The 11,127-nt window shown below is 65.1% G+C and carries 8 protein-coding genes; 6 read left to right on the top strand and 2 right to left on the bottom strand.

Translation table 11 applies throughout. The features are described from left to right. The first annotated feature begins 140 nt into the window (after window positions 1-140). The 5 genes from ACX93L_RS00245 to ACX93L_RS00225 all read left to right on the top strand — a co-directional run bounded on the left by ACX93L_RS00245 (window position 141) and on the right by ACX93L_RS00225 (window position 7,741). Window positions 141-1,139 carry an ABC transporter ATP-binding protein gene (locus ACX93L_RS00245; RefSeq protein WP_459402986.1) on the top strand — a complete coding sequence of 333 codons (999 nt, stop codon included), beginning with the start codon at window positions 141-143 and terminating at the stop codon, window positions 1,137-1,139. 44 nt (window positions 1,140-1,183) lie between these two features. Beyond that, window positions 1,184-2,590, top strand: a complete 1,407-nt coding sequence (locus ACX93L_RS00240; protein WP_459402985.1) for an amidase — start codon at window positions 1,184-1,186, stop codon at window positions 2,588-2,590. A gap of 153 nt (window positions 2,591-2,743) precedes the next feature. Next, window positions 2,744-3,817 (top strand): HlyD family secretion protein, encoded by a 1,074-nt coding sequence (locus tag ACX93L_RS00235; RefSeq protein ID WP_459402984.1) that lies wholly within the window; start codon window positions 2,744-2,746, stop codon window positions 3,815-3,817. Beyond that, window positions 3,814-6,624, top strand: coding sequence for a ribosome-associated ATPase/putative transporter RbbA (gene rbbA / locus ACX93L_RS00230; RefSeq protein ID WP_459402983.1), 2,811 nt, complete (start codon window positions 3,814-3,816; stop codon window positions 6,622-6,624). Before ACX93L_RS00235 ends, rbbA begins: the two co-directional genes overlap by 4 nt. A gap of 4 nt (window positions 6,625-6,628) precedes the next feature. Beyond that, window positions 6,629-7,741, top strand: a complete 1,113-nt coding sequence (locus ACX93L_RS00225; RefSeq protein ID WP_459402982.1) for an ABC transporter permease — start codon at window positions 6,629-6,631, stop codon at window positions 7,739-7,741. A gap of 13 nt (window positions 7,742-7,754) precedes the next feature. Here the strand turns inward: ACX93L_RS00225 and ACX93L_RS00220 are convergent, their stop codons facing one another. Together ACX93L_RS00220 and ACX93L_RS00215 are read right to left on the bottom strand one after the other, a co-directional pair. Further along, window positions 7,755-9,143, bottom strand: coding sequence for a sensor histidine kinase (locus ACX93L_RS00220; RefSeq protein ID WP_459402981.1), 1,389 nt, complete (start codon window positions 9,141-9,143; stop codon window positions 7,755-7,757). After that, window positions 9,140-9,817 (bottom strand): response regulator, encoded by a 678-nt coding sequence (locus tag ACX93L_RS00215; protein ID WP_169594984.1) that lies wholly within the window; start codon window positions 9,815-9,817, stop codon window positions 9,140-9,142. Before ACX93L_RS00215 ends, ACX93L_RS00220 begins: the two co-directional genes overlap by 4 nt. Before the next feature lie 77 nt (window positions 9,818-9,894). Here ACX93L_RS00215 and ACX93L_RS00210 point away from each other — a divergent pair, with 77 nt between their 5' ends. Further along, window positions 9,895-10,962, top strand: coding sequence for an ABC transporter substrate-binding protein (locus ACX93L_RS00210; RefSeq protein ID WP_459402980.1), 1,068 nt, complete (start codon window positions 9,895-9,897; stop codon window positions 10,960-10,962). Window positions 10,963-11,127 lie beyond the last annotated feature (165 nt).

Below are 11,127 nucleotides of genomic sequence, written 5' to 3'. Positions count from 1 at the left end.
TCCGCCAATGCAATTGCGTGTTGGAAGCGGGGTGGGCGCAACATGTCGATCGCTCCCCTTGAGGGGGAGATGCCCGGCAGGGCAGAGGGGGGTAGCCACACCCGACAAACCAATCTTCGTGCGGCGCGTGGAGACTTCCGATGAGCGAGTCTCCCCTCCTTGATATTCGTAACCTCTCTCGCGACTATGTCAGCCGCACACTGTTCGGACCTGCCCATGTGACCCGCGCGCTCGATAAGGCGTCGCTGACGGTCGAGGCCGGCGAGATCTTCGGCATCGTCGGCGAAAGTGGTTGCGGAAAGTCCACGCTGGCGCGGCTGGTGATGGCGCTCGACCGGCCGACCGCCGGTCAGGTTTTCTTCGCGGGCGAGGACCTGTTCGCCCTGCCGTCGAAAGAGCTGATGCGACGGCGCGAGAACTTCCAGATGGTGTTTCAGGATCCGTTCGCCTCGCTCGATCCGCGCCAAAGGGTGGGCCGCATCGTCGCCGAGCCGCTGCATGTTCTCGCCCGCAAGCCGTCTCGCGCGGAAATCCGCGACCGCGTCGTCGACATGCTTGAAAGCGTGGGGCTGAAAGCCGAGCATGCGGAACGGCATCCACACGAATTCTCCGGCGGCCAGCGGCAGCGCATTGCGATTGCCCGCGCCCTCGTCACCGAGCCTAGGCTGGTGATCGCCGACGAACCGGTCTCGGCCCTCGACCTGTCGGTCCAGGCGCAGGTGCTGAACCTTCTGATGGATCTGAGAAAGCGGCGTGGCGTCACCTTCCTGTTCATCACCCACAATCTCGCCGTCGTCGACTGTATCGCCGACCGTGTCGCGGTGATGTATCGGGGGCGTGTCGTTGAGACCGGCCCCGCCCATCAGGTCTTCGACCGGCCGCTTCATCCGTATACGCAAGTACTCGCCGATGCCGAGCCCGCCATCGACCGGTTCGGCCGTCCAGCCAGAGAGATACAGCCGGTAAAGCCGCAAACAGATGATACGACAACAGGCTGCGCCTTCCGCAATCGATGCCCGCTGGCGATCGAACGCTGCGCCCGGGAGACGCCAGAATTGCGCGCCATCCTGCCGGTGCGCTATGCCGCCTGTCATCGAGCAGAAGACGAGATCACGCAGACGTCCCCGATAACATCCTAAGGAAGACATCCCGGATCGATTTCTTGAAGGAAGCGGATAGAGACATGAGCGATGTGCTGAACCTGACGACCAGGGATGTTCTTGCCAACTTCAGGGCCAAGACGCTCACCCCCTACGAGTATTGGCTCGCGGTCGAGGCCCGCATCGAGGCCTTCGAGCCCCATGTCTGCGCCCTCTACTCCTACGATCCCGAGATTGCCCGCGCGCAGGCCAGGGCTTCCACCGAACGTTGGCTGAGAGATGCGCCGCAGGGCGTGCTCGACGGCATACCGGTCTCGCTCAAGGAACTGATCGCCACCAGGGGCCATCCCATACCACTCGGAACCGCAGCGGTCGATCTCGTGCCGGCCGAGGCCGACGCTCCGGTTGCGGCCCGCCTGCGCGAGGATGGAGCCGTGATCTTCGCCAAGACGACTTGCCCCGACTACGGCATGTTGTCGTCCGGCCTGTCCAGCTTCCACCCCTTGAGCCGCAATCCCTGGGACCTGACGAAGAACCCCGGCGGATCGAGCGCCGGGGCGGCGGCAGCTGCCGCTGCCGGCTACGGGCCCTTGCATATCGGCACCGACATCGGCGGCTCGGTGCGCCTGCCCGCCGGCTGGACTGGCCTGTTCGGCTTGAAGCCGAGCAACGGCCGCATCCCGGTCGACCCCTTCTATGTCGGACGTTGCGCAGGGCCGATGACCCGCCGCGTCGATGACGCGGCCATCGCCATGGCAACACTGTCGCGGCCCGACTGGCGCGATGGGACCAGCCTGCCGCCCAATGACTTCGACTGGCTGGACCGCGAAATCGACCTGCGCGACATGAAGATCGGGGTCATGCTCGATGCCGGTTGCGGCCTGCCGGTCGAAGACGAAATCCGTGATGCGGTGCTGAAGGCGGCCCGGATGTTCGAGGAGGCCGGCGCCACGGTCTTCGAAGTCGGGCCGGTGCTGACGCGGGCGATGCTCGACGGTCTCGACAGCTTCTGGCGAGCCAAGTTCTGGGGCGATATCCGCAACCTCCCCGAAGAGCGCCGCGCGCTGATCCTGCCTTACATCTACCATTGGGCGGAGAAAGGCGCCGACGTGAGCGGCGTCGAGGCCGTCCAGGGTTTCGGCCAGACGATCGAAATGCGAAGAGCCTGCGGGCGGCTGTTTTCCGCCGTCGATGCAGTGCTCTCCCCGACCAACCCCATCGTGTCCTATCCGGCGGAGTGGGCCTCGCCGACCAACGACCCCGAACGTCCTTTCGAACATATCGCCTTCACCGTACCGTGGAACATGTCCGAGCAGCCGGCGGCGTCGATCAACTGCGGTTTCTCGAAAGACGGAATGCCGATCGGCCTGCAGATCGTCGGCCCCCGCTTCGACGATCTGCGCGTGCTGAAGCTCAGCCGGCTGTTTGAGACCTGGACCGGCGGCGTACGCGCCTGGCCGAAGCCGCCGTACACCTCGCCGGTCACTTGACCTATGTCATTTTCAACCGCTTGAATTTCGCAGAACTGTAACGGGCCGACTATTGCACATGCGAAAAGCATGTTGTTTTAATCAATCGATTAGAAATGATGCGGACCTCTCCGGCACACCCGGTTGCCGTCCCGATGACAGGAGTATCAGGCTGTGGCTTCAGCACGTCGAAACGGGATCCTGATCGCGCTCGCCTTGGCGCTCGCGGCGGGCGGCGGTTATTATGTCTGGCAGTCGCTCAAGGCATCCGAACTCGCTGACGGGATCGCCAGCGGCAACGGCCGCATCGAGGCTGTAGAGGTCGATGTCGCGACCAAGCTGGCCGGCCGGGTCAGCGAGATCTTCGTCGACGAAGGCGATTTCGTGAAGCGCGGCGACAAGATCGCCCAGATGGATGTGCGCCAGTTGGAAACCCAGCTCAGGCAGGCCCAGGCCGAAGCCCGGCGCGCCGACATCGGCATGGAGACCGCGAAGGCACTGGTCGCGCAGCGCAATGCGGAAAAGCGAGCCGCCGAAGCGGCCCTCGCCCAGCGCAAGATCCAGGCCGACAGCGCGGAACGCCAACGCGTCCGCGCCGAGCAGCTGGCCGGCAGCAGCACCATATCGCAGCAACAGCTCGAAGACGCCCGGTCGGCGGCCGAAGGTGCGCGCGCCGCCGTTGCAGCGGCCGAAGCCCAGTCGGCGTCCGCTGATGCTGGCATCAGCGCCGCCAATGCGCAGGTCATCGACGCAGAAGCCGCCGGCGACGTGGCCAAGGCCGCGATCGAAAGCATCCAGACCCAGCTCGACGACAGCACGCTGACTGCCCCGCGCGACGGCAGGGTCCAGTTCCGTGTGGCACAGCCCGGCGAAGTGCTTGCCGGCGGAGGCAAGGTGGTCAACCTGGTCGATCTCGGCGACGTCTACATGAACTTTTTCTTGCCGACCGACGAGGCCGGCCGGCTTGCCATCGGCGCCGAGGTGCGCCTGAAACTCGACGCCCTGCCGACGCGCCTGATCCCGGCGACCGTCTCCTATGTCGCCAATGTCGCCCAGTTCACGCCGAAATCGGTCGAGACCGCCATCGAGCGCGAAAAGCTGATGTTCCGCGTAAAGGCGAAGATCAGCCCCGAGCTTCTGCAGAAATACATCCAGCTCGTGAAGACCGGGCTTCCGGGCGTCGCCTATGTCCGCATCGATCCCAAGGCGGAGTGGCCGGCGGCTCTCACCGGTACGCTCGTCGAATGACGACCGCCACGCAATCGTCGACCCAGCCGGCCTCTCCAGCGGACGAGTCGGTGGTGGCGCTCGACGGAGTCTCGCTGTCCTACGGCGGCACGCGCGCCCTGAGCGACATCACGCTGGACCTGCCGGGCGGGCGCCTGATCGGCCTGATGGGGCCGGACGGCGTGGGCAAATCGAGCCTGCTGTCGCTAGTCGCGGGTGCCCGTGCCGTCCAGAAGGGCACGGTCCGTGTGCTCGGCGGCGACATGTCCGACAGCGGACACCGTGCGCGCACCTGCCCGCGCATCGCCTACATGCCCCAGGGCCTCGGCAAGAACCTCTATCCGACGCTCTCGGTGTTCGAGAATGTCGACTTCTTCGGCCGGCTGTTCGGGCACAACGCCCGTGAACGCAAGCGCCGCATCACAGTCCTGCTCGACAGCACCGGCCTTGCGCCCTTCGCCGACCGGCCGGCAGGAAAGCTCTCCGGCGGCATGAAACAGAAGCTCGGCCTCTGCTGCGCCCTGATCCACGATCCCGACCTGCTCATCCTCGACGAGCCGACGACCGGTGTCGATCCGCTGTCGCGCCGTCAGTTCTGGGAGTTGATCGACCGCATCCGCAAGGGGCGTCCCGGCATGACCGTGGTGGTGGCGACCGCCTACATGGAAGAGGCCGCCCGTTTCGACTGGCTGGTCGCGATGGACGATGGCAGGGTACTGGCCACAGGAACACCTCAGGACCTTCTGGATCGCACAGGCGCGCCGAACCTCGACAAGGCCTTCATTGCGCTCCTGCCGGAAGAAAAGCGCAGCGGCCATGGCGAGCTTTCCATTCCCCCGCGCGATCCGGCGCTCGACGGCGAGATTGCCATCGAGGCCGATCACCTGTCGATGCGCTTCGGCGACTTCACCGCCGTCAATGACGTGAGCTTCCGCATCGAGCGCGGCGAGATCTTCGGATTTCTCGGTTCGAACGGCTGCGGCAAGACCACGACGATGAAGATGCTGACCGGCCTGCTGACGGCAAGCGAAGGCACGGCCAAGCTGTTCGGGCGCGAGGTCGACGGTTCCGACCTCGCCGTGCGGCGGCGCATCGGCTACATGAGCCAGGCCTTCTCGCTTTACGGCGAACTCACCGTCCGCCAGAACCTCGACCTCCACGCCAGGCTCTTTGACCTGCCCGGCGACAGGATCGAGGCCCGCATCCGGGAAATGGCCGAACGCTTCGACCTCCTGGACGTGATGGACGCCCTGCCCGAGGCTCTTCCGCTCGGCATCCGCCAGCGCCTTTCGCTCGCCGTCGCCATGGTCCACGCGCCGGAGATCCTGATCCTCGACGAACCGACCTCCGGCGTCGACCCGATCGCTCGCGACGACTTCTGGCAGACCCTCGGCGAACTCTCCCGCAAGGACGGCGTGACGATCTTCGTCTCGACCCACTTCATGAACGAGGCCGAGCGTTGTGATCGCATCTCGCTGATGCATGCCGGCACCGTTCTGGTCAGCGACACGCCCGCCAACATCGTCGGAAAGCGTGATGCGAAGTCGCTCGAAGAGGCCTTCATCGCCTATCTCCAGGACGCGATCGACGACAAGTCCGCCGGTGAAAGTGTCACCGCGTCCGCGGAGAATCCGGTGGCGGCGCCGGCGGAGCTCGTGCATGCCCCTGCCCCCGGCCCCCGCCGCTCGTTCTTCGGCCGGTTCTTCGACCTCCGGCGGATGCTGAGTTACTCCCGCCGCGAAGCGCTCGAACTGCAGCGCGACCCGATCCGCGGGACGCTCGCTACTCTCGGCAGTGTCATCCTGATGTTCGTGATCGGCTATGGCATCAACCTCGACGTCGAGAAACTGACCTTCGCCGTCCTCGATTATGACCAGACGACGATCAGTGACGACTATGTCGCGCAGCTCGCCGGATCCCGCTATTTCACCGAAAGGCCCCCGATCAAGGACTATGCCGATCTCGACCGCCGCATGCGCAGCGGCGAACTGAGCCTGGCGATCGAGATCCCGCCGAACTTCGGCCGAGACGCGCTGCGTGGCGATACGGTCGCGGTCGGCGCGTGGATCGACGGTGCCATGCCGACGCGAGCCGAGACGGTGAGCGGTTACGTCCAGGGCATGCATGCCCATTGGATCACCGAGAAGATCCGCGAGGCCTATGGCGAACAGGCGACCAAGGGCAATTTCACCTTGGAGACGCGCTATCGCTACAATCCGGACGTCAAGAGCCTGGTTGCCATGGTGCCGGCGGTCATTCCCCTTCTGCTGCTGCTCATCCCCGCCATTCTCGGTGCGCTGAGCGTCGTGCGCGAAAAGGAACTCGGCTCGATCATCAACTTCTACGTGACCCCGACCACCCGCCTCGAATTCATCATCGGCAAGCAACTGCCTTATGTCCTTCTCGCGATGATGAACTTCCTGCTACTGACGGCTTTCGCGATCGTCGTCTTCAGGGTGCCCTTCACCGGCAGCTTCCCGGCCTTCGCACTGGCCGCTCTGCTCTACGTGATTTCCACCACGGCGCTTGGCATGCTGGTCTCGACCTTCGTGTCGAGCCAGATCGCGGCACTCTTCGGCACCGCGCTGCTGACTCTCATCCCGGCCGTCCAGTATGCCGGCATCATCGACCCGGTCTCGTCATTGAAGGGCGCCGGCGCCATCATCGGCCAGTACTACCCGACCAGCCACTTCGTGACGGTCGCCCGCGGCACCTTCTCGAAGGCGCTCGGCTTCGCGGATCTCCGCCAGCAGTTCATCAATCTGCTGGTCGCCATTCCGATCCTGGTCGGGTTGACTGCCGTTCTCCTGAAGAAGCAGGCGAGGTAGGATCATGCACTTTCGCCACATCGGTCATCTCATCGTGAAGGAACTGCGCGGCCTGCTGCAGGACCGCATGCTGTTCGTCTTCATCCTCTACTCCTTCTCGCTGTCGATCTACACCGAGGCCCGGGCCCTGCCCGAGACACTCAACATGGCGGCGATCGCGATCGTCGACGAGGACCGCTCGCAGCTGTCGATGCGCATCGAGGATGCGTTCTATCCGCCCTATTTCACCAAGCCGGAGATCATCACGCCGGGCGAGATGGACAAGCGCATGGACGCCGGCCTCTCCACCTTCGCGATCGACATTCCCGCCAGTTTCCAACAGGACGTTCTCGCCGGGCGCGTGCCGACCGTGCAGCTCAATGTCGACGCGACCCGCATGACCCAGGCCTTCAGCGGCGCAGGCTACATCCAGAGCATCCTCACCAGCGAGGTGAACGAGTTCGTCAATCGCTATCGCAGCACGACGAGCCTGCCGGTCGACCTGACGATGCGGGCCCGCTTCAACCCGCAGCTCGACAACACCTGGTTCGGGGCGATCAACAACATCATCATGAACATCACGATGCTGTCGATCATCCTGACCGGCGCCGCACTCATCCGCGAGCGCGAGCACGGCACGATCGAGCACCTGCTGGTGATGCCGGTGACCGCCTTCGAGATCATGGTCAGCAAGGTGCTTGCCATGAGCCTGGTGGTGCTGATCGCCTCGGGCTTTTCGCTTTTGGTGGTCGCCCACTGGATCCTCGAGGTGCCGCTGCAGGGTTCTGTGCCGCTCTTCATCGCCGGCACCGCGCTTCAGCTCTTCGCCACGACCTCGCTCGGCATCTTCCTGGCGACGATTGCCGGTTCGATGCCGCAGTTCGGCCTGTTGCTGATGCTGATCCTCCTGCCGCTCCAGGTCCTGTCGGGTGGGCTCACCCCGCGCGAAAGCATGCCGGAGATCATTCAGCTGATCATGAACTTCGCGCCGAACACGCATTTCATCGCAATGGCGCAGGCAATCCTCTTCCGCGGCGCTGGGATGGATGTCGTCTGGCCGGATTTCCTGTGGCTCGCGGCCATCGGCACGGCGCTCTTCCTCTTCTCTCTCGGACGCTTCCGCGCCTTTCTCAGATAGGCGCGGACAAGGATCAGCCGACGACCCCGGCGGGCGGGAAGGTCACCATCGCCTTGAGACCTCTTCCGGCGGCGCCTGCCGCAAGGTCGAGCCTGCCGCCGAACAGATGGGCGATCTCCTCGACGATCGGCAGACCGAGACCCGCACCCTCGCCGGTGTCGCCGCGTGAAAAGCGTTGGCGGACCGCGGCCATCTTCTCCGGCGCGATACCCGGCCCGTCGTCCTCGACCTCGAGCCGTACACTGCCATCCGCATCGAGCACCCTGACGGTCACCTCCGCGCCCGGGCCGGCATAGGCGACAGCGTTGGAGATCAGGTTGCCGAGCAACTCGCCCATCAGCAGCGGCTCGGCCAGAATGGCTGCGGTTCCCGTTCCCTCAAAGCCGAGGTCGATGCCGGCCTGCGTCGCCTTCGGCACATTGTCCGCCGTGATGTCCTGCGCGAGCTGCACGAGGTCGATCTCGCCCGGCGGTCCGCGGCGGTCGGATCCCGCCGCCTCGATCTTCGCCATCAGCAGCAGCTGCCCTAGCACATGCTCGGCATGGGCGACCGCGCGGTCGCCTTTCTGGGCGGCCTCCCTGGCCTCCTCCAGCGTCGTCGCGCGTGAAGACAGCGCCAGCTGCGTACGGATGATGGCGAGCGGCGTTCTCAGTTGATGGCTCGCATTGCCGGTGAAGTTCCTCAGCGCATCGAGCGCCGAACCGAGACGGCTCATGAACGAGTTCACCGTATCCACCAGTCCCTGGACCTCGGTCGGCACCGATTGCTCGATCGGATGCAGGTCGTCGGGATTGCGCTCGGCGATCGCCTCGCCAAGCCGGTAGAGCGGGCGCAGCGAATAGGTGACGGCGACCCAGACGATCGCCCCGGCGCCACCGATCATCAGGGCCAGGCGCGCCGCCGAACGCAGGAGGATCGCACGCGCCAGCTGGCGCCGGGCGATCGTGGTTTCGGCAACCGTCACCGAGAACGGAACGGAATCGATCCCGGTCGAGGCGGAGCGCTGCAGCACGGCCACGCGAATCGGCTCGCCGCGGAAGATCGCGTCGGTGTAGAAGGACGACTGACCGCCGAGATCGGCGAAGGTCGGCAGGTTCTGATAACCGGTGATGAACTGCCCCGGCGGGCCGTCGACGCGATAGAAGACCCGGTCCTGGGCCGCCGATGTCAGCATTTCGAGCGCCACATACGGAATGTCGACTTCGAGCGTCCCGTCCTCCGAGACGATCACCCGCTCCGCGATGGCCATGGCCGAGCCCGCGAGCACACGGTCGGAGACGGCATCAGAGGTGCGAACCGCCTCGCGATAGGTGTCGATCAGCGCGACGATGCCCAGCACGGCGGTGGCCAGCAACAGCCAACCCAGAAGGCGCCGCCGCAGCGAATAGACGGCCGCCGTCATGCCGGCTCCGCCGCCTTGTCGAGATAGTAGCCGATGCCTCGGGCGGTCCGAACGGTTAGGCCGTAAGGCCCGAGGCGCTTGCGCAGCCGGCTGACATACTGCTCGATGGCATTGGCGCTGAGATCGTCGTCGAAGCCGGCGAGCGACTGAATGATGGCCTCCTTCGGCACCACCTTGCCCGCCCGCATGAAGAGAACCTCGAGGATCCCGAGTTCGCGGGCCGGCAGGTCGATCAGCACGCCCTCCGACGAGAAGCTGCGCGAATTGAGGTCGAGCGACACGTTGCCGTATTGCACCGAGGAGGACCTGAGCCCGGCATGGCGTCTGAGAAGGACGCGCACGCGCGCCTCGAGCTCGCTGACGTCGAAAGGCTTGGTCAGGTAGTCGTCGGCCCCGAGGTCGAGCCCCTTGACGCGCTCCTCCGTCGTGCCGCGCGCGGTGAGGATCAGCACGGCCGCCTTGTTCTGGCGCGCGCGCATGGATCTGAGCACATCGAGCCCGCCCATTTCCGGCAGGTTGAGATCGAGGATGACGAGATCGAAGCTCTCGGTCTTGGTGACGGCATCCGCCGAAGCGCCGTCGCCGACGACGTCGACGGCATAGCCGCTGCCGCGCAGGATGGAGGCCAGTCCGTCCGCCAGCGTCTCGTTGTCCTCGACCAGAAGTATCCGCAAGTCTCTCCCCTTTGCACGCCACTCTAGCGAGCACGCCGCAGCTTGTGAACGCTTGCCGCCCACGGCATTATGTTTTTATGCGGAAACTTCTCCCCTTGCTTATCGCTCTCTGTCACCCGCTGCCAGCGCTGGCCGGTGCGACCACTTTTCCCGCACTTTCGGGAAGCGCCGATGCGCGCACGCTGGTGGTCTATTCCTCGCTCGACGAACCGGTCGCCGAGCCGATGATCGCCGCCTTCCAGACGGCACACCCGGATATCGCGGTGCGCTACGAGGACATGCTGACCGGCGAGATCTACGACCGCATCGTCAAGGAGACCGACGGCGGGGAGAAAACCGCGGACTTCGCCTTTTCCTCGGCGATGGACCTGCAGGTGAAGCTCTCGAACGACGGCTATGCGCAGCGCAGCGACCTGCCGATGAGTGCCCGCTGGCCCGCCTGGGCCAACTGGCGCAACACGGCCTACGCGCTGACTTTCGAGCCGGCCGTCTTCGTCTACCACAAGCCGAGCTTCGCCCACGAGAAGCCGCCGGCGACGCGGGCGGAATTCGTCGACTACCTGAAGCGCAAGGGCAACGAGGTCTATGGCCGCATCGGCACCTATGACATCGAACGCTCCGGCGTCGGCTTCCTCTTCATGGCCCGCGACCAGGAACAGTTCAGCGACATCTGGTCGGTGATCCAGACCATGGGAGCGGCGGGCGTGAAGCTCTATTCCACGAGCTCGGCGATTCTCGAACGCATCGCTGACGGGCGCTTCGTCCTCGGCTACAACATCGTCGGCTCCTATGCCGCCGACTGGGCCTCGCGCAATCCGGATGTCGGCATCCTCTTGCCGAAGGACTACACCGTCGTCATGTCGCGCATCGGCCTTGTGCCGCAGGCCGCCGCCTCGCCGGATCTCGGCCGCGCCTATCTCGAGTTCTTCATGTCGCGCGAGGGACAGACCATCATGGCCAGGCAGCTGCAGATCGCCGCCGTCAGCCCCGACGTCGCCGGCGACAACACGGCGAACACGATGCAGGAACTGCTTGGCAAGCAGCTGCGCCCCGTTCCCGTCAGTCCGGGCCTCATGGTCTATCTCGACCAGGTGAAGCGCGCCCGGCTGATCAGTCGCTGGAACGAAGTGTTGCGGATGCAGTAGTTCGGCGTATGCTTTCCTCCCCCGGCCTCGAGCCCCGGAAACCCGCCGCTCGATGTCAGGCAAATGTCAGCTTGCTATGTTCTTATCGGATTGCGGTCACGCGTGGAGGCGTTTGACCGGCATGGTCGGGAGGAGACCGCCAAGGATCCGGCATCAGTCCGCCAG

Source organism: Rhizobium sp. CAU 1783, assembly GCF_054551725.1.
Note: the sequence above shows the minus strand (reverse complement) of the source record. Positions and strands in the feature narration are given on the sequence as shown.

Coding starts and splice junctions, on each gene's coding strand:
- ACX93L_RS00245 (WP_459402986.1), top strand. CDS start 141: ATGAGCGAGTCTCCCCTCCTTGATATTCGTAACCTCTCTCGCGACTAT.
- ACX93L_RS00240 (WP_459402985.1), top strand. CDS start 1,184: ATGAGCGATGTGCTGAACCTGACGACCAGGGATGTTCTTGCCAACTTC.
- rbbA (WP_459402983.1), top strand. CDS start 3,814: ATGACGACCGCCACGCAATCGTCGACCCAGCCGGCCTCTCCAGCGGAC.
- ACX93L_RS00225 (WP_459402982.1), top strand. CDS start 6,629: ATGCACTTTCGCCACATCGGTCATCTCATCGTGAAGGAACTGCGCGGC.
- ACX93L_RS00220 (WP_459402981.1), bottom strand. CDS start 9,143: ATGACGGCGGCCGTCTATTCGCTGCGGCGGCGCCTTCTGGGTTGGCTG.
- ACX93L_RS00210 (WP_459402980.1), top strand. CDS start 9,895: ATGCGGAAACTTCTCCCCTTGCTTATCGCTCTCTGTCACCCGCTGCCA.